The sequence below is a fragment of the Mycobacterium sp. NPDC050441 genome (genome assembly GCF_040655355.1).
Taxonomy (GTDB): domain Bacteria; phylum Actinomycetota; class Actinomycetes; order Mycobacteriales; family Mycobacteriaceae; genus Mycobacterium.
On sequence record NZ_JBFAJS010000001.1, the window covers coordinates 680,441 to 704,353 of the forward strand.

The 23,913-nt window shown below is 61.1% G+C and carries 25 protein-coding genes; 13 read left to right on the plus strand and 12 right to left on the minus strand.

Going from position 1 to position 23,913, the window contains the following annotated elements:
• Nucleotides 1-74: 74 nt before the first annotated feature.
• Nucleotides 75-992, minus strand: a complete 918-nt coding sequence (locus tag AB0I14_RS03455) for an SDR family NAD(P)-dependent oxidoreductase (RefSeq protein WP_358015846.1) — start codon at nucleotides 990-992, stop codon at nucleotides 75-77.
• A gap of 65 nt (nucleotides 993-1,057) precedes the next feature.
• On the opposite strand from AB0I14_RS03455, the gene AB0I14_RS03460 reads away from it, so the two are divergent.
• Nucleotides 1,058-1,831, plus strand: a complete 774-nt coding sequence (locus AB0I14_RS03460) for an alpha/beta hydrolase (protein ID WP_358015849.1) — start codon at nucleotides 1,058-1,060, stop codon at nucleotides 1,829-1,831.
• Between the two features lie 19 nt (nucleotides 1,832-1,850).
• On the opposite strand, the gene AB0I14_RS03465 is transcribed toward AB0I14_RS03460, so the two are convergent.
• The 8 genes from AB0I14_RS03465 to AB0I14_RS03500 are packed head-to-tail and all read right to left on the minus strand — an operon-like array spanning nucleotide 1,851 to nucleotide 10,775.
• Nucleotides 1,851-2,441, minus strand: coding sequence for a twin-arginine translocation pathway signal (locus AB0I14_RS03465; RefSeq protein ID WP_358015852.1), 591 nt, complete (start codon nucleotides 2,439-2,441; stop codon nucleotides 1,851-1,853).
• Nucleotides 2,438-3,325, minus strand: coding sequence for a hypothetical protein (locus AB0I14_RS03470; protein ID WP_358015855.1), 888 nt, complete (start codon nucleotides 3,323-3,325; stop codon nucleotides 2,438-2,440). Before AB0I14_RS03470 ends, AB0I14_RS03465 begins: the two co-directional genes overlap by 4 nt.
• 13 nt (nucleotides 3,326-3,338) lie before the next feature.
• On the minus strand, nucleotides 3,339-5,003 hold the full coding sequence (locus AB0I14_RS03475) for an MCE family protein (protein ID WP_358015857.1): 1,665 nt from the start codon (nucleotides 5,001-5,003) through the stop codon (nucleotides 3,339-3,341).
• A complete protein-coding gene (locus AB0I14_RS03480) occupies nucleotides 5,003-6,196 on the minus strand; it encodes an MCE family protein (protein WP_358015860.1) in 1,194 nt (397 codons plus the stop codon). The genes AB0I14_RS03475 and AB0I14_RS03480 overlap by 1 nt, the downstream gene beginning before the upstream one ends.
• A 35-nt stretch (nucleotides 6,197-6,231) precedes the next feature.
• Nucleotides 6,232-7,485 carry an MCE family protein gene (locus AB0I14_RS03485; RefSeq protein ID WP_358015863.1) on the minus strand — a complete coding sequence of 418 codons (1,254 nt, stop codon included), beginning with the start codon at nucleotides 7,483-7,485 and terminating at the stop codon, nucleotides 6,232-6,234.
• Nucleotides 7,482-8,570 carry an MCE family protein gene (locus AB0I14_RS03490; RefSeq protein WP_358015866.1) on the minus strand — a complete coding sequence of 363 codons (1,089 nt, stop codon included), beginning with the start codon at nucleotides 8,568-8,570 and terminating at the stop codon, nucleotides 7,482-7,484. Before AB0I14_RS03490 ends, AB0I14_RS03485 begins: the two co-directional genes overlap by 4 nt.
• A complete protein-coding gene (locus AB0I14_RS03495; RefSeq protein WP_358015869.1) occupies nucleotides 8,563-9,585 on the minus strand; it encodes an MCE family protein in 1,023 nt (340 codons plus the stop codon). Before AB0I14_RS03495 ends, AB0I14_RS03490 begins: the two co-directional genes overlap by 8 nt.
• Nucleotides 9,582-10,775 carry an MCE family protein gene (locus AB0I14_RS03500; protein ID WP_358015872.1) on the minus strand — a complete coding sequence of 398 codons (1,194 nt, stop codon included), beginning with the start codon at nucleotides 10,773-10,775 and terminating at the stop codon, nucleotides 9,582-9,584. Before AB0I14_RS03500 ends, AB0I14_RS03495 begins: the two co-directional genes overlap by 4 nt.
• Nucleotides 10,776-10,955: 180 nt before the next feature.
• Here AB0I14_RS03500 and AB0I14_RS03505 point away from each other — a divergent pair, with 180 nt between their 5' ends.
• Both AB0I14_RS03505 and AB0I14_RS03510 read left to right on the plus strand, forming a co-directional pair.
• Complete coding sequence (locus tag AB0I14_RS03505) at nucleotides 10,956-11,627, plus strand: redoxin family protein (RefSeq protein WP_358015875.1); 672 nt, start codon at nucleotides 10,956-10,958, stop codon at nucleotides 11,625-11,627.
• 478 nt (nucleotides 11,628-12,105) lie between these two features.
• Nucleotides 12,106-12,477: a DUF732 domain-containing protein gene (locus AB0I14_RS03510; RefSeq protein ID WP_358015878.1), complete on the plus strand. Its 372-nt coding sequence runs from the start codon at nucleotides 12,106-12,108 to the stop codon at nucleotides 12,475-12,477.
• A 30-nt stretch (nucleotides 12,478-12,507) separates the two neighbouring features.
• On the opposite strand, the gene AB0I14_RS03515 is transcribed toward AB0I14_RS03510, so the two are convergent.
• Nucleotides 12,508-12,918, minus strand: a complete 411-nt coding sequence (locus AB0I14_RS03515) for a hypothetical protein (RefSeq protein WP_358015881.1) — start codon at nucleotides 12,916-12,918, stop codon at nucleotides 12,508-12,510.
• Between the two features lie 204 nt (nucleotides 12,919-13,122).
• On the opposite strand from AB0I14_RS03515, the gene AB0I14_RS03520 reads away from it, so the two are divergent.
• From AB0I14_RS03520 to AB0I14_RS03540, 5 genes are all read left to right on the plus strand, one after another.
• Nucleotides 13,123-14,547 (plus strand): aldehyde dehydrogenase family protein, encoded by a 1,425-nt coding sequence (locus AB0I14_RS03520; RefSeq protein ID WP_358015884.1) that lies wholly within the window; start codon nucleotides 13,123-13,125, stop codon nucleotides 14,545-14,547.
• 84 nt (nucleotides 14,548-14,631) lie between these two features.
• Entirely contained in the window at nucleotides 14,632-15,438 is an 807-nt protein-coding gene (locus tag AB0I14_RS03525) for a TauD/TfdA family dioxygenase (protein WP_301682178.1), read from the plus strand.
• On the plus strand, nucleotides 15,435-16,139 hold the full coding sequence (gene fabG / locus AB0I14_RS03530; RefSeq protein ID WP_358015887.1) for a 3-oxoacyl-ACP reductase FabG: 705 nt from the start codon (nucleotides 15,435-15,437) through the stop codon (nucleotides 16,137-16,139). Before AB0I14_RS03525 ends, fabG begins: the two co-directional genes overlap by 4 nt.
• Nucleotides 16,140-16,162: 23 nt before the next feature.
• On the plus strand, nucleotides 16,163-16,543 hold the full coding sequence (locus tag AB0I14_RS03535) for a carboxymuconolactone decarboxylase family protein (protein ID WP_358015890.1): 381 nt from the start codon (nucleotides 16,163-16,165) through the stop codon (nucleotides 16,541-16,543).
• Between the two features lie 11 nt (nucleotides 16,544-16,554).
• Nucleotides 16,555-17,451 carry an NAD(P)-dependent oxidoreductase gene (locus tag AB0I14_RS03540; RefSeq protein WP_358015893.1) on the plus strand — a complete coding sequence of 299 codons (897 nt, stop codon included), beginning with the start codon at nucleotides 16,555-16,557 and terminating at the stop codon, nucleotides 17,449-17,451.
• On the opposite strand, the gene AB0I14_RS03545 is transcribed toward AB0I14_RS03540, so the two are convergent.
• Nucleotides 17,448-17,999, minus strand: coding sequence for a hypothetical protein (locus tag AB0I14_RS03545; RefSeq protein WP_358015895.1), 552 nt, complete (start codon nucleotides 17,997-17,999; stop codon nucleotides 17,448-17,450). The two genes, AB0I14_RS03540 and AB0I14_RS03545, sit on opposite strands and share 4 nt — an antisense overlap.
• Nucleotides 18,000-18,227: 228 nt before the next feature.
• Here AB0I14_RS03545 and AB0I14_RS03550 point away from each other — a divergent pair, with 228 nt between their 5' ends.
• The 5 genes from AB0I14_RS03550 (at nucleotide 18,228) to AB0I14_RS03570 (ending at nucleotide 23,181) form a co-directional block, all read left to right on the plus strand.
• Nucleotides 18,228-19,514: an aromatic ring-hydroxylating dioxygenase subunit alpha gene (locus AB0I14_RS03550; protein WP_358015898.1), complete on the plus strand. Its 1,287-nt coding sequence runs from the start codon at nucleotides 18,228-18,230 to the stop codon at nucleotides 19,512-19,514.
• Nucleotides 19,489-19,836, plus strand: a complete 348-nt coding sequence (locus tag AB0I14_RS03555; RefSeq protein WP_358015901.1) for a hypothetical protein — start codon at nucleotides 19,489-19,491, stop codon at nucleotides 19,834-19,836. The genes AB0I14_RS03550 and AB0I14_RS03555 overlap by 26 nt, the downstream gene beginning before the upstream one ends.
• Nucleotides 19,837-19,839: 3 nt before the next feature.
• Nucleotides 19,840-21,057 carry an amidohydrolase family protein gene (locus AB0I14_RS03560; protein WP_358015904.1) on the plus strand — a complete coding sequence of 406 codons (1,218 nt, stop codon included), beginning with the start codon at nucleotides 19,840-19,842 and terminating at the stop codon, nucleotides 21,055-21,057.
• Nucleotides 21,058-21,107: 50 nt separating this feature from the next.
• Complete coding sequence (locus tag AB0I14_RS03565) at nucleotides 21,108-22,556, plus strand: aldehyde dehydrogenase (RefSeq protein WP_358016757.1); 1,449 nt, start codon at nucleotides 21,108-21,110, stop codon at nucleotides 22,554-22,556.
• Nucleotides 22,557-22,737: 181 nt separating this feature from the next.
• Nucleotides 22,738-23,181, plus strand: a complete 444-nt coding sequence (locus AB0I14_RS03570; protein ID WP_358015907.1) for a carboxymuconolactone decarboxylase family protein — start codon at nucleotides 22,738-22,740, stop codon at nucleotides 23,179-23,181.
• A gap of 29 nt (nucleotides 23,182-23,210) precedes the next feature.
• Here the strand turns inward: AB0I14_RS03570 and AB0I14_RS03575 are convergent, their stop codons facing one another.
• Complete coding sequence (locus AB0I14_RS03575) at nucleotides 23,211-23,834, minus strand: TetR/AcrR family transcriptional regulator (protein WP_358015910.1); 624 nt, start codon at nucleotides 23,832-23,834, stop codon at nucleotides 23,211-23,213.
• Between the last annotated feature and the right edge of the window lie 79 nt (nucleotides 23,835-23,913).

The following is a 23,913-nucleotide window of genomic DNA, read 5'->3' on the forward strand; positions in this document are numbered from 1 at the left end:
TGGCTGTGCGCTAACCCGGTTACACAACGAATGCGGCCCACCTGCACCACATCTGACCTCGGTGTAGTCGAACGTCAGCATGGAAAAGTAACTCCGGTGAGCCTCTCTGACACTTCCCACAGCCGGCGTGCCAGCGGCGCGTCATAAGATCTCGCCGAGGACGTCACCAAGGTGGGATAACCCCGCTGCTGGCCAAGCCCCCTGGGCCCGAAGTACTCACCGCCGGTTACGCCGGCATCGCATGCCGCCCGCAGCGTCGGGAGAGCTCCCATCGATGCCGGCTGGAACACCACGTACTCGGCAATTCGTGCGGTGAGCTTGATCCAGCGGGGCGAATGACGGAAGAGGTCGGTTCGCGCGCTTCCCGGATGGGCGGCTACGGCTATCGTCGATGCAGTCACACAGGCTGCGAGCCGACGCTCCAGTTCGTAGGCGAACAGCAGATTGGCTAGCTTGGACCGACCATAGGCGACCATGGGGTCATAGGTGCGATCACTGTTCAAATCGTCGAAGTCGATATCGGACTTGACGCGATGACCGAGGCTGCTCACTGTCACGACCCGGGAATCAAGCACTGGAAGCATCTGCTCCAGCAGGAGTCCCGTTAATGCGAAGTGCCCGAGGTGATTCGTTCCGAACTGTAATTCGAACCCATCCTCGGTCACGCGTTTCGGCGTGAGCATGACTCCGGCGTTGTTGATTAGCAGGTCAATCTTCGAATAGGCGGCCTTGAGCTCGCTAGCGGCCGAGTGAACTGAACGCATCGATGTGAGATCCAACGACAGAATGTCGATGTCCGCTCGGCTTGTGCGCTCGCGGATCCGCGCCGCTGCCTCGGCCCCCTTGTCGCGATCCCGAACTGCTAGGACCACCCGCGCACCCTTGCCCGCGAGTGCCGCCGCGGTTTCGAAGCCGATACCGGTATTGGCACCGGTGATCACTGCAACTCGACCGGTCTGATCCGGCAGATGTCGCGACGTCCACCTCTGCATACGCACCCTATCCGTCTGATGGAACCAGTCCCATAAATATACTTTGTCGTCTACTTTAGGTTCTTGTGGATGCAGCGCAGCACTCAGACCCCGACGATGCGACCTTCCCAACCCTGGTCCTGATACACGGTGGTGCTCATGCTGCGGACTGCTGGGATCTCACGATCAGAGCGATACGACAGCGGGAGCCACGATTGCGTGTCATCGCGGTCGATCTGCCCGGCCGCGGCCGGCACCCAGGACCCGTCTCGGCGGTGACATTGAGCGACTTCGTCAACTCCGTAATCGGCGATATAGCGCGAGCGAATGTTGGTCACGTGGTGATCGCCGCCCACTCCATGGGAGGCATGACGGCGCCCGGTGTGGCGGCCGAACTCGGGCATCCCCGCATCGCAGAACTGGTCTTCATCGCCGCGTTCGTTGCGCCGCATGGATCCTCGATTCTCGACGCGCTGGGAGCCCCTCTGTCGCTGCTGGCCAAGGCGGCAGTGTCGTTGAAACGATCCTTCCCACTGCCCGTCACGGTGGCTCGCATGCTTTTCTGGAATGGGTTATCGAGAGATCAGATAACGTTCGCTCGCGCTCGCCTGTATACAGAATCCAGACGAGTCTTGACTGACGCTATCGATCTCCACGGGCTGGCCGAGGACATTCCTCGCACTTGGATCTTGACGCTGCGCGACCGAGCTTTACCACCTCGCCGTCAATTCCGATGCATTGCCGACTTGGGTGGCGTTGACTCTGTGTGCGAGATCGACTCCTGTCACGATGCGATGATCGACAAGCCGGATCGGCTAGCCCAGCTACTGATAAGCAGCTGCCACCGCCACCGGCGGTGATCCACTCCGCAGGCAACGGCTACTCAGCGGCATTGGGGTCGAAAGACGAGATCAACCACTTGTTATCGACTTTGGACAGTGTCACGAGAACACTGCTCGCTGTGGTCTTGGGCTGAGGTTTGTCTTTACTCGTCGATTCCTGATTGATGAACACCAGTACTTTGGATTTGTCCGAGGAGATCTCCGAGACGGCTGCCCGCACCACAGTCGCCCTGTTGTTGACTTGCTGCATTTTGGCTGCGGGTTCAACGAACTGACCGGTGAACTCTTCGTAGTAAGTGAGGAATTCGCCTGTCATGTGCGCTTTGGCCGTCTCGATGTCGTTGGCCACCGTAGCCGGTGTATAGGTCAGCATCGCGCTGGTTCCCTCGGTTGCAGCGCTCAACGCGGATTGGACCGCGCCGTCGTCGGTCGACCGATCAGGTAGGGCATACCGAAGACCGACGAAAACGAGCGAGCCCACAGACAACGCGACCAACATGGTCAAGACAGCTGCACTGAGATGACCACGCAGCCGGGACAGGAGTGAACGGGCAACGTTGCGCTGCTCGGATCGCGATTCGCCATCTGTGCCAATCGGGTCATCAGCGATTGAGGGTTTACTGGTCATTTCACGAAGTCAACTTTCGAGATCTTGAGGGCATCTCCATCACGGGTGACGGTGACAGCCAATCGCCACGCTCGGGGAGCATCCTTGGCCTCGTGTGGCCCGGTAATCTGAGAAGTTGCCGCCACCAAGACCACCGCTGTGTCGTCGGTCATCGACTCGACCGCGGTGGCGAATACGTGGCCTTCGCTGACGACCTTGGCCTCTTCGACGATCTTGCGGAAATCCTCAGAGCGCTTCTGGAAATCCTTCCTGAAGTCCCCGGTGGCATTGTTGAGAACACGTTGTACATCGTCGCCCGCCTTGGCGAAATCAAGTGATGTCAAGGCCATCACACCCTGCTTGGCGACTTCTTTGAAGGCCTCGCCCCGCTCAGTCCTTTCCACTGCCTGCTTGTGCTGCCAGTACAGAACCCCCGCGCTAGCAGACGCGCCAACAATCACGAGCGCTACCAGCGCCCGCTTGGCCCAGGACTTATCGACGCGCGGCAACCGCTTGTACCAGGGCGAGCCATTCGACGTTGCGACATCGGCGATCTCGGCCTCACCGGTCTCCAGCTCAGCGATGCTAGGTTCGGCGGTCGGCGACGTTTTGTCGCTGCTGCACTGTGACGTCGCAGCTCCACCGGCTATGTGGCGGCGCAGTCGGATTGCCTCAGCGCGCGCGCGGGCCGCGACGGCTTGGGCTTCTGCGGCGTCGGCATCAGCTTCAGCTTGCTCGACGAGAAGTGCTGACAACGGCACCTTTTCGCGAGTGCCGACAGGTGTGGCCGTCATGGATGTGTCTGGCAAAGCAGACCCATTGCGCACCAGATCGGTCGTCATGTGCGCGTCACCGTCAGGGTGCTCGGCGGATGGATCCTGCGCGTCATCGCTGTTCTCCTTCATGAGGGCGGTTGGCTCATCGCTGGCTCAAAATCATGTCCTGCCAGGTGCGCTTTGCTGGGCCCGTCACCAGATTTGCTTGCTGGTAGAGCTTTCCGTCTGGGCCGACATACTCGCCTGTGCGGGGGTTGTAGTTGGCGAATTGAATCCCGTCAGTCGTCGGCACGCTGCCGGAGAACCCCGCTGGTGCATTGTTGGTGCCACCGGTTGTAGGCGCGTCGACCGGTGGTGGCTGTGCAGCCGGGGTGTCGGCGACTTCCGGAGTGTCGGGCAGCATCGGCGGTGGCGAGGGCTTGTCCACGCCTCCGGCGGGGGGCGGCACCAGCATCGTCGTCGGCGGCGCTGGTGGCGGCGTATTCGGCGCGGGTGGGCCTTCCCCAGGAGCCGAGTACAACCCTTGGTCCGGGAACCAACGGCTGTCGGGTGGAATTCCCTGAGCCTCCAATCCGGGATCGCGGGGATATGGGCCGATCACCGGTTGTTTTTGTGCGACTGGCTCAAACTGTTCATCGCTGTTGCACATCTCGGCCGTCGGCGCTCGCTTGTCTGGCTTTGTCATGCATGGAATGTTGCGCACACCGCGTACGGCGATCGGCGAGTCTTGCGGTAGCTTGCAGTACAGGCCGTCGGGGGTGTCAATGGTTGTGGTGTCGTAGGTCGGCCTCCAGGATGAGGGCGGAAGGAATCCCACCGTGCACGCCGGGGGGTCGCTGACCGTGATGCGGAACGATCCCAGGCCAAGTCCTTGTGCGTTTCGGTTCGGATTGACCGCTTGGACAATGGATATCGCCGGCGGCAGGAGGACGAGGATCTGCTCTAGTGCCGGCCGGTAGGTCGCTAGCAGCTGTCCCACCGAGGTGAGATTCGCCAACAGCAATGGCATCGTCATCCGGAAGTCCGAGATCAGACGAGATGCTTCGTTGATTGAACCGGGACCCTTCTGCAGAAGTGACCTGATCTGTGGATCGTTCGTGACCACCTGATCGGTGAAGCCTCGCAGGCTACGCGTCCACGTCCGGATGGCATTGTCGGAAGCGACCTGCGTGTCCAGCAGTGACTGAGAGCCTTCGAGGAGAGTCTTCGTCTGATCTGACGATTCCTTCAGCGGACCAGCCAGTTTGGCCGTCGAGTCGAACAGCGATTGCAGATCGTAGTCGGCGCCGTCGAATCCCGCGTGCAGCTCGTCGAGCATCCGGGCGAGCTGCCCCTGCGGGATACTGCCGATCAGTGCGCTCGTCTTGTCCAGCATCGGGCCCACCGGTTGAGGAATGGTGGTGTCGGCTCTGGCGATGACCGATCCGTTCTCCAGGTACGGTGCGCCGTCGCTGCGAGGTACAAGATCGACGTATTGCTCTCCCACTGCTGAGACGCTGCGTACATGCGCGGTCAGTGCTGCCGGGATCTTCTCCGAAGTATCCAGGGACAGAGTGGCTTTCACATAGCGGTCTGAGCCGCTACGCACGACATCGACATTGGTGACACGTCCTACTTGGACACCACGGTAGGTCACGTTGCCGAACCGATACAGTGCGCCGCTGGCCGGCAGTTCCACGGTTATGGTCGTGCGCCCGACGCCTAGAAATGACTGCACCTGTATGTAGCCGAACAGCATCACGCTCACGCCGATGAGTGAGGCAACGAGAAAGACCACCAATTGGACACGGACGAATCGAGTGAGCATCAGCGGCCGCCCTCTGCCGGCAGGGGTGCGGGGGGACTAACCGGCACGGCGGGGTCAGTCGGCGGTGCTTGTGGGGCCTGAGCTCCCGGGGGTTGGGGCTGGCCCTGACCCTCGGGGAGCGGGGCCAGCCCAACAGCAAGAGGATTGCCGGTCTGTTCTGCATATCCGGGATCGCCAACAGCAGCTTGAATCTGCATATTGGGGTCCCCCCAACGCGTCCCGGCCAGCAGTTCGCGCTTGAGCCGGGGAACTGTGAGGTCGATGGTTGTCGATTCGTTGAGGAAGTCCCCGCGGACCGCGTTGTCGATCGCACTCTGGCCGTTGGGGAAAACCGTCGCGTAGGCAAGTGCTTTGTCCAGACCCTTACCGACGTCGGCGAGCGATCGGAGCGAGGGTTCTAGATGGGTGAGGTTCTCGATGAGATCAGACTTCACGGTGGTGATGACTCCGGTAGCGGTGTCGCTGAAGACACGCAACTTATCCAGTGCTGTGGTGAATCTGTCCCGCTCGGCGAGCAGAACATCCAGAGCTGGCGGGACCTTCGCCAACGCCTCGGTAAGCTCATCGCGTTGCGCGGAGAACTTTCCTGCAAGACGGTTCAACTCATGGATGGTCGCCACAACATCGGAGCGCTGGTTGTCGAAGACTCCTATGAAATTATCGATACGGGTGATGAGTTCCCTTATGGCGTCCTGGTTTCCGTCGAACGCTTCGTTGAAGGTATGGATGATGTCGCCGATCTGGCCGAGTCCGCCACCGTTGACGACCGCGGTCACCGAGGCCAGGGTCTGCTCGGTCGTTGGATAGGTCGACGTCCGGTTCAATGGGACGACGGCGCCGGGTGCCAACTGCCCTTCTGGGGCCGTCCCCACTGGGGGATTCAGCGCCAGGTGGCTGGAACCCAACAGGCTCGTTTGGCCGACGGTAGCCACGACGTTGGCCGGCACGACAATGCCGGGCTTGACGAAAATCTCGACGTTGGCGTGCCAATCCTGCACCGTGATGGCGCCGATGCTGCCGACAGTGACATCACTGATCATGACGGGTGAATTCGATTCCAGTGATGCGACGTTGGCCATCTCGATGATGAAGCGGCTCGAATCCGCGACCCGTCCAGGTGCACCCGGCAGCGGTAACGAATTCACCCCGTGCCAGGCGCAGCCGCTCACTGCTACCGAGACCACGGCACTCACCGATATCAGCCTCGCGACTTGCGAAGTCATACTCGTCACGGTGTCGGCCTTCCTTCAGCGGGCAGCAGCAGATCGGTCATCGTTGGCGGAGGAGGTGGCCCCTGAGAACCCACCACCCCAGGTATCAAGTCGGGCTCGCTATAGATCAATTGGTCGGGTGCAGGATCAGGAGCCAGGATCGGGTTGAGCGGGACCGGCAGGTAGTTGATGTTGGCGAGTAGCGCGGGATTGAACAGCCTCAACGCGGGACCGAGGTACTCTGCGCATTTCTTCACCGCACCACCGGGGTCGCCGGGTTCAACCGCCGCGAACGCCGCGCAGGTGAACGCCACGGGATTCGAATAGTTGTTCACACCAAAGGTTCCCGCCTCAGTTCCGGTCACGGGGTCGTAAATGTTGTAGAAGTTCGACAGGCTGGTGGGAAAGATGTGTAGGAGCTGTTCGAGATCCTTTTTGTGGTCGACGAGATTCTGGGTGACGTTGGAAAGCCGCTGAATCTGCTCGTTGGCTTTGTCTCGAGTACCGGTGACGAATCTCTGCACGTCTACTATCGCCACCGACAAACTCCTCATCGCGGCATCAAGGTCGGTGCGACTACCCTCAAGCACGCTAGAAACCGTGGCGAGACGGTCCTCGAACTGTACGATCTGTTCCCCACTGTCGCGCAGGGCCGTGACGAACGTCGCCAGGTTCTTGACAAACCCTACAATGTCGCCGCTGCCATCGGCGAGAATCCGTGCCACACCCGATAATTGGGCAAGCGCTTGTCGGAACTTGTCGCCATTACCGGCTAATGCGTTGGCGGTACTGTCGATGAATCGGGCAACGGTGCCGCCTTGCTCAGGTCCGAGGTCGTTGGCGATTTTCATCAACTGGTCTTTGACCTTGTCCCATTCCACAGGAACTGCAGTGCGGTCGAGCGGGATCGCCGCGCCGCTATCCAGAGTGGGACCAGTGCCGGTGTAGATCGGTGCAAGTTGGATGTAGCGGGCCGCCACCAGGTTCTGCGCGACGATGATTGCTTGCCCGTCCGCCGGTATCTGGATCCCGTGATCGACTTGCATCGTCACCACGACGTCATCGGGGTGCGGATCGATCGCAGTGATCGTGCCGACCCGGACGCCGGCGACTTTCACGTAATCACCGGCGTAGATGGCGGTAGCGCTGGTGAAGTGCGCAGTGATTGTTGTCGGCCGAAACACTTGGCGGTAACCCAGATAGGCCGCGGCTGCCAATGTTGTGACCACACACACCAGGGCTGCTGCTCGCCGCATGGTCGCCGGGCTCATCGCGGTGCCGCCGGCAAGTTCACAGGTGGGGTCTCTTCGCGGTTATAGCAGTCTCCGTCGTCGCCGCAGGTCGGGAATGGGAAGGTGCCGCGGGGCTGAATATTGAATGCCGCATCAATCAGCGGCTTAAGGAACTGCCCCTGCGGAAGGTTGGAGATGAACGCGTTGTAGAACGGGCCGCTGGATACCGATTCGCCGGTGGTCTGTGCTTGCTTGGCCAATCCGGGAATCGCTTTACCGATGTTGTCTCGGTTCTTCTCCAGCATTGCCGATACCGAGTTGAGCCGGTCCAGTGCCGGTGCGAGTTCATGCTCGTTGTCGGCGACCAGTCCTGACAGCTGGGTTGCCACAACATTGGTGTTGGCCAGTAGCTCCACGATGGCTTGGCGCCGCTCGACGAGCACGCCTAGTAACGAGTTGGCGTTGAGGATGAGTGTGTTGACCTGATCGCTGCGTTCTGCAAGAACCTTCGTCACATCGCCGGTGTAGGAAAGCAATTGGCGCAGCGAGTCGTCGCGCTCATTGAGCGTCTTCGACAGCCTGGTCAATCCGTCGAACGTCGGTCCCAGTTGTGGAGCGATCCGATCCAATGTGGCGGACAACGTGTCCAGCGACTGATTGAGCTGACCGGTGTCGGTTCCCTCGATGTTGGTCGTCAACTCGCTGACGGCATCTGTCAGTGAGTAGGGCGAGGAGGTTCGAGACAGCGGAATGGTCGACATTGCCCGCAGTCGGCCATCGCCGGCAGCCTTCAAAACCAGGATTCGTTTGCCCAGCAACGTGCCCGTTTTGATGTGAGCGGTCGTCTGAGACTTCAGCCGCACAGTGGATTTGACGGTGAACTCGGCGACCGCCTTGCCGTCGCGCAGCTCGACAGTCGAAACCGTGCCCACTTTGGTCCCCGAGACCATCACGTCACAGCCAGGTTCCAGCCCTCCAGCATCCCCGAACTCTGCGGTGTAGCGCACCGAGGTGGCCCAAGCAATGAGGCGTTCTGGCTGCAGTCCCACCGCGACGAGCAGCATCGCCAACACGATGCCGAGCACGCCAACCCTGATGAGTTTGCGACTGCGGTACTTAAGCATCTTTGCACCTGCCGTAGTCGGGCTTGAGCGTCGGCAGGACGAGCACCTTCCCAGAGGGATCGTTGAGCCGCAATGTCACGCCGCATAAGAAGAGTTGGAGGAAGTTTCCGTAGGAGCCGACACGAATCAACTTGCGGTAGTTCTCTGGTGCCTTCTGCAATGCGACATCGAGTTTGTCCTTTTCGTCGTCGAGGTTGGGGGCAAGTCGATTCAGTTGGTCCACCGTGCCGGCCAGTGGGGGGCGGGCCTGGGTGAGCAGGTCGGCCAGCGACGCGGTACCGGTCGACAACGACTGCACGGCATCGCCAATGGGATCGCGATGATCTGAAAGATGCGCCACCAGACGCTGCATGCGATCGAGGAGTGCAGAGAACTTGTCGGAGTCCTTTGAGACCGTTGCGACCACCTCTTTGAGGTCGTCGATCAGTTGTTGGATCACTTGGCTGTTGTCGGACAACGTTTGGGTGAACGATGTCGTTCGCGACATCAGCGAACTCAGGGCTCCGTCTTGGCCTTGCATAACTTGCAGCAACGAGGCCGAAAGCGCATTCACATCGGCTGGATTCAGGCCCCGAATCACCGGTTTGAGTCCGCCAAGCAACAGGTCGAGATCCAATGCAGGAGAGGTACGTTCAGGGGGAATCACCGATTGTGGTGGTAGTACGTGTGTTGATCCCGGTCCGTCGACAAGCTCCAGATAGCGATCGCCGACCAGATTGAGGTATCGAACTGCAACCTTGGTACCTGCGGTCAGGCGCACCGACTTGTCAACATCGAACTCGACGGTGACCCGGTTGTCCTCATCAAGGTTGATCCGCTTGACAGTTCCCACTCGAGCGCCGGCCACCCGCACGCTGTTACCGGTCTGTAGGTCCGAAACATCGTCAAAGATCGCCGAATAGACGTTGGTCGGCCCTCCACGGAAGTCCCCAAAAACCATGAACAGGAAGGCCGAGAGGATGGTCATAACGACGGCGAAGGCACCGAACTTCAGCCCGGCGTGAGTGTTGGTCATCCGGGTTGTCCGATCTGCGCTGAGTTTCGTGGCGGTCCGTCGATCGGACCGAAGAGAATTTCTTTGAGTCCTGCACTGTTGAGAAGCCACCCTTGGTTTCCACGTTTGAACGGATTGACGCCTGTGTCGGTAACCACGTAGGGCGGCTTCTGTTGGTATCTGACTGGCAAGACCTCACATCGCGGACCACCAGACGCAGCGACCTTCGGGAGATCTGATGGGAAGCGGTATCGGTCATGGCCCCAGGTGAAGTTGACCGATACCTGGATACCCGCCGCGGTGGTGGGAAACGCCTCGGCCACGGTGGCCAGGTCGAGCATTCCCAGCAGGCCACAGTTCAGTGCGGGATGGTAGGCATCGGTGAGCGACGTCGTGGGTAACAGGACTCGGAACGTGTCGGCCAGCGGGCCACCGGTGCTGGCCAAGAAATCGTTCCCTGTGTCGGACAGCCCAATCACGCTGACCAGTAGCGCATCGAGGTGGGACTGTTCGTCGACGATGGTCTTGCTCAGCTTCGTCGCGTTCGTCGCGGTGGAGAGCAGATCGTCGGCGGCATCGGCATAGGTATTGAGCACCTTCGGCGCCGCGGCCAGATCGTGCGACAGTGCGGGCATGGCAGGGTCGAGCGTTGCCAGCATGGCATTGAGGTCACTCAATGACTGCCCGATCTGCTTGCCGCGGCCGCTGATGGCACGCGAGATCGCACCGAGCGTCTGATTGAGTTTGACCGGGTCGATGTGATCGAGGACCTCGGTCAACTGCTGGAACACCGTGTTGGCCTCGACCGTTACGTGTTCGGCATCGAGCACTTGCCCCGCAGCAATAGGTTGCGGGGAGGGGTCCGGCGGGAGCGCCAGCTGCACGAACTTCGCCCCGAACACGGTGGTTGCCGCGATGTCGACACGAACATTAGCCGGAATGGTGTCCAGCTTGGCCGGGTCGAGCGAAAGATGCAGTGCCGCATTCCCACCAGCAAGCTGCTCGATTGACTCAACTTTGCCGACAGGCACTCCCAGCAGCTTCACCTTGGCCTCCGGGTCCATCACCAACCCAGCTCGCTGGGTAAGCACCGTCACCGGAACGCTGCGGGTGAACCCACCGCGAAACATCGTCACTGCGAACGCAACGATGCTCAGCACGGTGATGACGGCCACCAGGCCTACCAAGGGCCGCACCGCGCGGTTGGTCATCGGCTCTCCACACTCTGTTGTCGTGTCGGTATTACGTGAACCGCGATCATCAGTCCTCGTTGCCGCGCCTCGGGCCGCCATGGGTTCGACCCGCGGCTGCGGATTAAGCGAGGCGCTCATGCCGACTGAACATACGACAATCCGAACCAAAAGTATACGAGATCGTGTATTTTTTTCGGGGTGACCATCCCGCCGCGCCCACATCGGCAAGCGCCGCCCGCTTCATCGACCCGCAGACCCTCAATATATACGCCTGCGTCTACTTATCGCGCGGAGTTCGACGATCACGTTGCAGGCGATACGCGGCGTTGGAACCGTGGCCCGTGGTGGTCGATGCATGTTGCTCGCTGTCTGCTCGTGGCGATCCTGCTCACCGGCGGCATACTGTCGACCGCGGGCAGGGCCGTCGCCGATGTACCGCTGCTGGGAAACGATCAGCGCCTTCGGTTCTACGGGACCGAACTCAACGGCGCGTTGTTTGATGGACGGTCGTTGATCGGCCGCCCGGTCGTAATCTGGTTTTGGACGCCCGAGCCCAATTGCCCCGTCTGCATGCAGGAGGCACCGGTCCTGGCCAAGGCTGCCGCTGAAAACCCCGAAGTGACCTTCGTCGGTGTCGCCGGCCGATACGACGTCTTGTCATACCGGCGGATCGTGGATCGATACGGCCTAACCTTCACCAACCTCACCGACGCCAACGGGATGTTGTGGCAAGCATTCTTCGTCCCGTGGCCGCCGGCGTGGGCATTCCTGAGTCCCGACGGCAGCGGATACCTCATCAACAACATTGCGACCCCCATGTCCGACGGCGAACTCGCCGACCGCGTGCACGCGCTGACCGGGGGCCAGTAATGGCATATCTACGTGCGGCGGCCGCAACGACCGCCGTGATCACTGCGTTGGTCGGCGTCGGATCGCCTCCCACCGCCATTGCAGACGCTCCGCTGTCTGGCAGCTTCGCCGTGTCGACCGAGCCACCGTCGGTCTGGACGATCTTGAGCTCGGATTGCTTGCCGAATTGCGTTGCGCGGGTGAGCAGTACCCAACAGTGGCACGGATACGCATCCCTTCGTGACCACATCTGGACACTGTCGGTGTACCAAGGCAGTTGGAGCCGCTCGGCTTATCCTGCCGACCCCGCCAACTGCCCTTACGCCGGCTCCGACGTCCTCATCTCCCAAACGTTTCGAATTGACGCCACCTCGCTGAACGGAACTGTCACCAACGTGCGTGGCGACCAGTGCAGCGGCGGACGCACTGTCAGCGACAGCGCCCCCATCTCACTTTCCCGAATCGACTGAACCATCACTATGAGAGACCGAGGAACGACATGCCCAGGGTGATGCGCGCACTTGGCTGCGCGACCGTGACCGTTGCGTTTGCCATGACCGGCACCCTCGCAAACGCCCCGCAGGCGATGGCCGGCCCGGCCGAGGACTACTTCCTCAACGAGCTGTATAAAACACACCAAAAGTGGTTCTGGCCATTCGGGGAGGACTACATCATCGGCGTCGCCCAAGAGGTCTGCAACGCGTGGGACCGCGGTGTGGGATATCCCGAGAAAGTGGAGTCACTGGCGATCGAGAAAGGCTGGACCCACCGCAACACCCGATACTTCGTGGCGTTGTCGACAGCCACGTTCTGCCCGGAGCGCTATCTCGCGCAGATCCCCGCAGAAGCACGCTTGCCCGACGGCAAGTAGGCGGCCGCCCAGCGGCCCTGTCGGTCCGATCTAGTTATCCCAGTGATCGCCACGGATCCAACGACTATCGGCCTCACCCGTCTCCCGCAAAGCCATCCCGCACAACAAGAACAACCCGTCCGGCGCTTGGGCCATCTCGTTGTAAGGCAGCGTGCACGGTGCGTTGTACTCGCGAATGCCGGCCAGCGGAAGCGATCGGAAATAGCGCGGAGCCAAACCTTTTGCCGAATCGCAGAACACGACCCGTCCCTGCGGAGTGGTCGCGAACACGTGAAAAATGATGTTGTCACAATACGAGCCAAGCTCGACGACCCGGTTGATACCGGGCACACAGATCGGATCGTTGCACGCAGACGGGTCCACCGGATCCGCGGTGGCCACCGGGTGCGGCATCACCGCGACTAAGGCCAAAGCCACCGCTGCGCATACCTTGGCTCGCATGCAGGCAGCATAGCGCTCCGCAGCCGATTAAGTACACGTTGTTGTGTATTTTTGGGCCGCACCCCTCCATGTCGACACCCCTCGATTGACACAAGTATACGTTTGCGGGTATTTATTGGGTTCAGTCGTGGTCCGCTCACGGAGTACGCCGTCGCACCGAAACATGTGTGAGCGCTGGGACTTATCTGATGGCAAGGAGTCGAAGTGTCGATAACTGAGTCTTTCATCGGCGGTACGTCGGTAGCCTCACGCGATTTCTACGACAACATCGACCCCTCCACAGGACGGTCGCTTGGACTCGTTGCGCGCGCAAGCCGCGATGACGTCGATCAAGCGGTCCAATCGGCTCGGGGCGCGCAAAGGAGCTGGCGGCGTACTGCTCCCTCAACCCGAGCTGCAGTGCTGAACCGACTCGCGGATCTCATCACCGCCGAACGCGACCGTCTCGCCGTGCTGGAGTGCGAAGACACCGGAAAGCCATTGAGCCAGGCGAGTTCCGACGTTCTCGTATCGGCACGCTACTTCCGCTTCTACGCGCATGCGATCGACACCTACTACGGTCAATCAATTCCGCTCACCGACGACCTCCACGTCTACACGCGTCGCGAACCGCTCGGTGTCACCGGACACATCGTCGCCTGGAACTACCCCATGCAGCTGCTGTCGCGGGCGGTTGCCCCCGCCGTCGCAGCTGGCAATGCCACCGTGCTAAAGCCAGCAGACGAAACACCACGTACCGCTGTGGAGTTCGCCAAGCTGGCCCTGCGGGCGGGACTTCCCGCCGGGGTGTTCAACGTAGTGACTGGCATCGGGGCCGAGACTGGCGCCGGCCTGGCGGCGCATCCCGACGTCGACCTACTGGGGTTCGTTGGCTCCACTCGCGTTGGCACCGAGATCGCACACACTGCCGCCGAACGCGTCGCACCAGCCGTCCTAGAACTGGGAGGCAAATCTCCACAAATCGTCTTCGGGGACGCAGACTTGCCCCGCGCAGCTCAGTTCATCACCAAGGCGATTCTGCAAAATGCCGGACAGACCTGCTCGGCGGGTTCACGCCTGTTGGTTCACGAATCTGTGCACGACGCAGTAATCGACCTGGTCGCCAACCGGTTCGCACGAGTCACGATCGGCCGAGGAATCGAAGACCGCGACCTCGGCCCGCTGATCTCACACAAACAGCAAGCGCGCGTGCAAGAGTTCGTCGACGGCGTTGCGAAAGGCGAAATCATCTGCGGCGGAAGTGCTCCCCTCGACACCGCACTCGCCGACGGTGCCTACTTCTCCCCCACCCTCATTGACGGCGTCGACCCCGACTCTCTGATCGCGCAGGAAGAGGTGTTCGGCCCGGTCCTGACGGTCAACACATTCTGCGACGAGAATGAGGCGATCGCGCTGGCCAACGGCACGTCCTACGGACTTCTGGCCGCACTGTGGACCCGTGACGTGTCGCGGGCCCATCGCTTGGCCGCCGAACTCATCGCTGGTCAGGTTTATGTCAACACCTACGGCGCGGGCGGAGGTGTCGAGCTTCCGTTCGGAGGCTTCAAGAAGTCTGGGTACGGCCGCGAGAAGGGTGTTGAAGCGCTCGACGAAGTGACCGCGACAAAAACCGTGGTGGTGGCGTTGTGATCACCCCGGAAAATCCATTGGCTACGAGTCGATTCCTCACCGGCACCGACCCCGACGTCATCACGAAGAGAAGGTGAGGCCGCAATGGCCCGTACTGTTGCACTGGGCCCGGAACTGGGCGCCGAATTGGTCGACTTCGAAGATCTTTCTGATCCCGCAGTCTTCGCCCAATGCCGAGAAGCTCTCAAGTGGCGGGGTGTAGTACTGATCCGGGGCGCACATCTCGATGACGAGGCCCAGTTGACCCTTTCACGTGCACTGGGAAACGTGCTGGCGCCCAATGGGCGTGAGATCTTCACCGTATCGCTGGATCCGGCCAAGAATGCCGCTGCGGAGTACCTCAAGGGCACGTTCTGTTGGCATATCGACGACACCACCAACGCGGTACCGGCCAAGGCCACCATGCTCACCGCACGCCACGTCGCCATGGTGGGCGGCGGAACCGAATTCGCCAACACCTACGCGGCCTATGAGAATCTTCCCGACCACGAGCGCGCGCTGTACGACACACTTCGGGTAGTGCACAGTTTCGAGGCAGCTCAGCGTTTGGTGAACCCCGACCCCACAGAGAAAGAACTCGCGGCCTATCGTTCGATTCCGACCCGAGAAAGCGCTTTGGTGTGGCGACGACAAGACGGGCGTAGGTCACTGGTGATCGGTGCCACCGCCGACCATATCGTGGGTATGGAGCCGGCAGAAAGTCGACGACTGCTCGACGAACTTCTGGAATGGACTACGCAGCAACGGTTCTGCTACACCCATCAGTGGACCGTCGGGGACGTTGTCATCTGGGACAACACGGGCATGCTGCACCGCGCACTCCCCTACGACCCGACCTCGGAACGCACCATGCACCGGACCACTATCGAAGGGGATGAGCCTTGGTCATGAGGACGGCCCTCGTTACCGGTGGCGCTTCCGGCATCGGTCAGGCTATCGCCGAGCGTCTGAGAAGAAACGGCTACCAGGTTGCCACACTTGACCTTAACCCGATCGACAATCCCAATGCACATGTTGCCGACGTAACAGATCCCGAACAGATCGGTGCGGCGCTGCGCCTGATCCGCAACGAACTCGGGCCGGTGACCATCCTGGTCAACGCTGCCGGCCTGGAGGGCTACAAACGGTTCACCAACATCGGATTCGATCTGTGGTCAACAGTGATCAACGTCAACCTGCACGGGGTGTTTCACACCATCCAGGCAGTACTGCCAGACATGGTCGCTGCAGGATGGGGACGCATCGTCAACATCTCCTCGTCGAGCACGCACTCCGGTGTGGCCCACATGGCGCACTACGTCGCCGCCAAATCCGCCGTCAACGGATTGACCAAAAGCCTGGCCCTCGAGTTCGGCCCGATGGGCATCACGGTCAATGCCGTACCACCTGGATTCGTCGACACTCCGATGTTGCGCAAAGCCGAACGCAACGGCCTCCTTGGCGGCACGGTCGAGGACATAATCGAACGTACGCCCGTGCGCCGAGTCGGACGGCCTGAAGATATCGCAGCCGCATGCGCATTCCTGGTATCCGACGATGCCGGATACATCACCGGTCAGATCCTGGGCGTCAACGGCGGCCGGAACACCTGAACCAATCAGCGATCGGAGCACGCATGGACAAGCAGACATACGACAAGGGAGCCAAGATCCGCTCCGAGGTCCTCGGCGCCGACTATGTCGCCGAGGCCACTCGCAACGGCGACACCTTCAGCAAACCTCTACAGGACCTCGTCACCGAGTACTGCTGGGGTGCGGTATGGGGACGAGATGACCTCACGCTCAAGACTCGCAGCATGCTCAACCTGGCGATGATCGCAGCCCTCAATCGTCCCCACGAGTTGAAAACCCATATTCGCGCGGCGTTAACCAACGGCGTGACCCGCGAAGAGATCCGCGAGGTGTTCCTCCAAGTCGCGATCTATGCCGGCATTCCCGCCGCCGTCGACAGCTTCCGACTCGCCCGCGAGGTATTCACCGACCTCGATTCCCAATAAGGAAGGCAACCGTGAGACTAGGATTCATCGGCCTCGGCCACATGGGGTTCCCGATGGCCAGCCGCCTCGTCCAGGCCGGCCACGATGTCACCGTCTTCGACATGCGTGCTGAGGCAGTGGCCGCCGCAGTCAAACTCGGAGCCCGGTCGGCACCATCTGCACGTCGAGTTGCAGATACCACCGACACTGTCCTGGCCAGCCTGCCCTCGCTACAGGCATCGCTCGATGTAACCACGGGCATAGACGGAATCATGCACGGTGGCCAGGTCCAGCGTTTCGTCGACTTATCCACCGTAGGAAGTGACATCTCGCGCACCATCCACCACGCCTTGCAGGCCCGCGGCATCGCTGCCCTGGATAGTCCCGTCAGCGGCGGGGTCTCGGGCGCCCAAAACGGCACCCTGGCACTCATGGTCTCGGGGGCCCGCGCCGATTTTGAGGCGCTGACCGACATCCTCGAAATCCTGGGACGCCCAGTCTTTGTCGGCGAGAGCCCCGGCTCGGCACAGACAATGAAACTGGTCAACAATCTCATGGCGGCCGCGACACTGGCCGCGACATCAGAAGTGGTGGTGATGGGCGTCAAAGCCGGGTTGGATCCACGCGTGATGATCGACGTGCTCAACGCAGGCTCGGGAGCTACCCATGCCAGCAGAGACAAATTCCCCCGCGCGGTCCTACCGCGAACCTTCGATTTCGGATTCGCCACCGGCCTGATGGTCAAAGATGTAAGGCTCTACCTCGAAGAGGTGACACGCCTGGGTGTTAGCTCAACCATCGCCATTGCCGTCGCCGAACAATGGGAAGCAGCCCTGCGCCAGGAAGGCCCCGACTCCGACTTCACCTCGGTCATCAAGCCGATAGAAACCGCAGCCGGGGTCATCGTCGACGGCCGCGACCACCGCTAGCTGGCCGGCGCCAGATCCTGGGGCCACGGCCGTCGGCCCACTACTGGCCCCATCCCGAACACCTCAGTGTGGTCTATCAGCGTGCCCAAGGCCCGGGACTTAAACGCTATCGCCGCAATCGTCAACTGATGGTGCACCACCGTCAACGGGCTGCCCAGTTCGAGTGTCGGCATCTCCCCCCATAGGGTGACCTCGGTTCTTCCGGTTCTCATCGTGTCCAGCAATCCGACACGTACCCGTTCATCAGCCCTACACAACTGTGCCGAGATCGCCAGCGCATGTGGAGGGGGGCCAGAGTTCGGTCCCGCCAGTGCGGAGTCCAGCTCGACGACGTCGGCACCCACAACCTGCAATGCCCGCAGGTCCCCAAGCGTGGCCGCCACCACCGTCACATCCCACCCGTTCATCGCACGATCGCAGATCAGCCCGCCTGCCGCGCGCACTGCTTCCTCGGTGGACACTGCGAGCACCGCCAGCCGGTACCTGAGGTTTCGACGGCTTGCTCGGGCACGGGCATCGACCACTTCCACGCGATCAACGCGACGCACCGGGGCATCGTGAAAAATCATGAGGCTCCGTTCCGTTGGCGATCAGGACATAGTCCTAGGTTGACAAAAATGTACCTCGCCAAGTAGGCATAAGTACACGATTTCGTATATTTTGATGATGTTGATCTGCCCGCGTTAGTTTCGCAACAACCCAAGGTCGATGCCGCGACCTGACTGAACACGCTGCGGCCCCGCATCCATCCACGTTGCGACCAGAAAGGTGAACAGGTGACCACCACCCACTACTTCGAGAAACCGACTGCGGGTAGCTGGACCGAGAGTTACCCCGACCTCGGAACCGCTCCGGTCGATTACACCGACTCGATAGACCCCGCGCACTACGAGAAGGAACGCAACGCCATCTTCCGGCGGACCTGGCTAAACGTGGGCCGTATCGAGCAAGTCCCACGCAAGGGAAGCTATTTCACCCGCGAACTCGCGGTGGTGAGCAGTTCGTTCATCATCGTCAACGGCGGCGACGGCGAGATTCACGCCTTCTACAACATCTGCCGTCACCGCGGAAACAAGCTGGTATGGAAGGACTTTCCCGGCGAAGAAACTCACGGGAGCTGCCGGCAGTTCACCTGCAAGTACCATGCCTGGCGCTACGACCTGGACGGCGGTCTCAACTTCGTTCAACAAGAGGACGAGTTCTTCGATCTCGACAAGTCGAGGTATGGCCTCAAGTCGGTTCGATGCGAAGTGTGGGAAGGGTTCATCTTCATCAACGTCGATGACAAAGCCGCGCCGCTTCGTGACTATCTGGGTACGTTGGCGCACGGCATCGAAGGCTATCCGTTCCATGAGATGACGGAGGTCTATCGCTACCGCGCCGAAATCGGCAGCAACTGGAAACTGTTCATCGATGCATTCGCCGAGTTTTACCACGCCCCGGTGCTACACAATAAGCAATACACCAAAGACGAAGCCGCCAAGATCATGGCCCACGGCTACGAAGCCATCCACTACGAGGTCGCCGATCCGCACGGAATGGTGTCGTCTGGAGGCGGACAGTCCCCACCCAAGCGGCTCGACATTGTCAAACCAATGGACCAGGTCCTGCGCAGCGGCCTCTTCGGCCCCTGGGACAAACCCGACGTCCATGGACTCGACAACCTTCCGGCCGGCATCAACCCCGGACGATTCAAGTACTGGGGCACCGACTCCTTTCACTTCTTCCCCAACTTCATGCTGCTGTTCTGGGAGCCGGGATGGTTCATGACCTACCACTTCTGGCCGACCGCCGTGAACAGGCACATCTTCGAAGGCACAATGTATTTCGCTCCGCCCAGGAACGCCAGGGAGCGACTTGCCCAAGAGTTGGCGGCGGCCACATTCAAAGAATTCGGACTCCAGGACGCCAACACCTTGGAAGCGACGCAGACGATGCTCGAATCCCGAGCCATCACCGAATTTCCGCTCAACGACCAGGAAATTCTTCTACGCGCCCTGCACAAGTCCGCCCACGACTACGTCAAGGAGTATGAGAATGGCAGCATCCCAACTCAGCACTGATCGACTGCCTGCAGAGTTCTCAGACCTAGGCCCCTTTCTGGACTGGGACCTGGCCACCGAAGGTGAACGCTACGCCAAGCGCCTGACGTCATCGATGGAGGAGATGCAGGCGTTCTATGACGTCGCCTTCCCCCGATTGCCCGAGGCACTGGCCTTCGTCGACCGCTACGAACTCACGTCGCTGCCCGACGACGTGCGCACCCTGATGCACTTGTTGCAGTCGCTGATCACCGTCTCGTTTCCGGTCGAAGTGTGGAAACAGCCTCGCGTACCGGACAGCGGCGCGGCCTATCTCAATTGCTTTTGGGAACCGGTGATCTAGCCTGTGCTGACCCTCAAAGCTGCCGGTTTCCTCGATGTCGATGCCGGCGAGGTTCTCACGCCTGCTGTCATCCGTATTGACGGTGACAGGATCGCAAGTATTGGCTGTGCGCCTGAGGCTTCCGACGATGTACTCGACCTTGGAGATCTCATTCTCTTACCGGGATTGATGGACATGGAGGTCAACCTGCTCATGGGTGGCCGGGGTGAGAACCCAGGCCTGTCCCAGGTGCAGGACGATCCCCCGACCCGCGTGCTGCGCGCAGTGGGCAACGCCCGGCGCACCCTGCGCGCCGGGTTCACCACTGTGCGCAACCTCGGATTGTTCGTCAAGACCGGTGGATACCTGCTCGACGTCGCCCTCGGCAAGGCCATCGACGCGGGCTGGATCGACGGACCCCGCATCATCCCCGCCGGTCACGCCATCACCCCCACCGGCGGGCACCTCGACCCCACCATGTTCGCGGCGTTCATGCCGGGCGTGCTGGAGTTGACGATCGAAGAGGGCATCGCCAACGGGGTCGACGAGATCCGCAAGGCGGTGCGCTACCAGATCAAGCACGGCGCCCAGCTGATCAAGGTGTGCTGTTCCGGCGGTGTCATGTCGCTTACCGGAGAGGCCGGGGCGCAACACTATTCCGACGAGGAGTTGCGCGTCATCGTCGACGAGGCGCACCGACGCGGGCTGCGGGTCGCGGCCCACACCCACGGCGCCGAGGCCGTCAAGCACGCCGTCGACTGCGGCATCGACTGCATCGAGCACGGATTCCTGATGGACGACGAGGCCATCCAGAAGCTCGTCGACAACGACCGGTTCCTGGTCACCACTCGCCGCCTGGCCCAGGCCATGGACGTCTCGAAGGCACCGAAGGTACTGCAGGACAAGGCAGCCGAGATGTTCCCGAAGGCCGAGACCTCCATCAAGGCAGCCTACGAGGCCGGCGTGAAGATCGCCGTCGGTACCGACGCACCTGCCATCCCGCACGGCCGCAACGCCGACGAACTCGTCACGCTGGTGGAGTGGGGCATGCCACCAGCGGCGGTGCTGCGCGCTGCCACGGTGGTGGCCGCCGATTTGATCAACGTCACCGACCGGGGTCGACTGGCAGAAGGGCTGCTCGCCGACATCATCGCAGTGCCGGGAAACCCGTTGCAGGACATCACCGTGACGCGCGACGTTCGGATGGTGATGAAAGGCGGAAAGGTCTATCACCGCCGATAGCAGCCCCGCTTTGACCATCATTCAAGGGTTCTACGAAGGGAAAGCCGGTGTTGCACCAGAGCAGAGTGTTTGTCGGGGGACGCTGGATCACACCAGAATCGGCCCCTATCATCTCGGTGACTTCGCCACACAGTGGCGAAGTGATCGCCGCGGTGGCTGCAGCCACGCCCACCGAGGTCAATCAAGCGGTTACCGAGGCGCGCAACGCGTTTGATTCGGGTCCATGGCCTCGCCAAGCGCCAGCGGAACGGATCGCCGCTGTCCGGCGCCTTGCCTCGGAATATGAAGCAAACCGGGGCGAGATGGCCAAGCGAATCACCGCAGAAATGGGCGCGCCGATCACCTTCTCCAGGCGTGCTCAGGTCCGTCTGCCAATGATGGCGATGATGGCATTCTGCGATCTGGCCGACGAGTTCCCTTGGCAGGAGGCGCGACCCGGGATGTACGGTGCCGATATTCAGATCGGACGACAACCCGTCGGCGTGGTGGCGGCTGTCGTCCCATGGAACATGCCGCAGTTTCTCACCATCGGAAAATTGGTGCCGGCATTGCTGGCCGGGTGCACTGTCGTGATCAAACCCTCGCCGGAGGCCGCACTCGATGCGGTACTGCTCGCCGAGCTGCTCGAAGCCGCTGATCTGCCTCCGGGCGTGGTCAGCGTACTTCCTGGGGGCAGCGACGTGGGCGAGGCGCTGGTCAGCCACCGCGGGATCGACAAAGTGTCCTTCACAGGATCAACGGTCGCCGGACGGCAGGTTGCCCTCGCCTGCGCCGCCAATCTCAAGCAGGCAAGCCTCGAACTCGGCGGCAAGTCGGCCGCAATCGTCCTTCCAGATGCCGACCCCTTCAAAACAGCAGGAGCAATCCGAGCAGCAAGCATGTCCAACAGCGGACAGGTGTGCAACGCGCTGACTCGAATTCTGGTTCCAGAGCAGCGCCAAGCCGAGTTCATCGATGCGCTCGCCTACGAGATCGGCACGCTCATCGTGGGCGACCCAGAAGACCCTTCTACCGATATCGGACCTCTGGTCTCAGAGCTTCAGCAGCGCCGAGTCAGCGACTACATCGAGGAGGGCGTGCGCGAAGGTGCACGACTGGTCGTCGGTGGTAGCGGTACACCTGTCGACTTGGACCGCGGTTGTTATGTCACACCAACGCTCTTCGCTGACGCCGACAACAACATGCGCATCGCGCGTGAAGAGATCTTTGGACCCGTCTTGACGGTGATCGCCTACCGCGATGAGGATCAGGCCGTCGAGATCGCCAACGACTCCGACTACGGCCTAGCAGGGGCAGTCTTCACTGCCGATGTCGCGCATGGACGCGATATCGCCAGCCGTGTCCGGGCAGGTTCATTCGGCGTGAATCAGGGCTACATCATGGATCCATTGGCCCCGTTCGGCGGGATGAAGAGCAGCGGCTACGGACGCGAACTCGGGCACGAGGGCCTCGCAAGCTACCTGGTGACGCAATCGCTGTCTCAGACGACGCAAAACTGACACTCGCAGAACAGGTTTCACGATGAAATCATTCCAGCCGCTTCCGGTCGCAGAGTGGCCGCATGAGATGCACACCGCCATGGCGGCCATGAGTCCACCAAACCCGCGCCACCCCCGACCCAAACACGATGGCCGCCCAAAAGCGCTCAACATCCTGGGTGTGTTGGCCCACCATCCCGCATTGGCACAGGCATTCTTTACGTTCAACGGCCACAATCTGCGCACCACCACGCTCTCCGAACGAGAACGCGAGCTATTGGTCCTACGTACAGCCGCAGTCCGACAATCGAGTTACGAGTGGGCCCAGCATGTCGTCATGGCCCATGACGTCGGTATCGACAACGATGAGCTCAGCTGGATTGCGTGGGGGCCTGACGCACCCGCATGGTCAACTCACGAGGCCGCGTTGCTGCGGGCGGTCGATGAGCTCATCGAGTCCGGCGCCATACAACCAGATACACTCGCCGTCCTATCGGAATCATTTGACATACAACAAATCCTGGACGTTGTGTTCACCGTGGGCGCGTATGAAACACTCGGGTGGATGTTGAAGTCGTTCGGAGTCGAACTCGACGACGACATCCGGTCCTGGCTCAACCACCCACCGGAGGCTAACCTACCCTGAACGCCCCCGGGGTACGGCCGAGCCTCAGATCACCGCGGTACGACACCGCGCAAAAACAATGAAACCGCCTGCTGCAGATGTCGTTCGTTCTGCGCTTTGCTGCGATATATACCGAAATCGGCAAACCGTGCTGGAAGTGCTTCGACCATCGCCAGGAAATGCTCGGCGGCCAACTCCACGTCATCAACCTTGATCTCACCGTTGGCCTCGTGACGGCGCAGAAGCTCGGTAACCACACGTTGGCGGCCCGACCACATCATCGATTCCGCTGTCACGTTGAACTCCGGGAAACGCCCGCCCTCATTCATCGCGATGCGCTTGAGTCGTACGTTTTCCGGATTGACCGCCCGCTTGAGCGCGGCGCGACCGACAGCGACCAGCGCTGTTTCCAGGTCCTGCTCCTTGAGGAACACGTCGGAGCGGTCATCTTCGAAACGCGACAGTGCCCAAGGGATAACATCGACAAATAGCGCATGCTTATCCGCATAACGCGCGTACAGGGAGCGTTTCGTGATGCCGGCGGCCTTAGCGATCGCTTCCATGGTCGCGCCGTCGTAGCCGCTCTGGATGAAGGTCGCCACTGCCGCTTTACGCACGGTGAGATCAAGTGCCTTCGCTTCAGCCTGCGTGGGCCTGCCTCGTCGGGTCGTCACAAGAAACAAAGTATACGTTCACGATGAATTTGTCTCAGGCAGGACACAGCTCTAGCTGATGTTTGTGCGGTGGATGTTC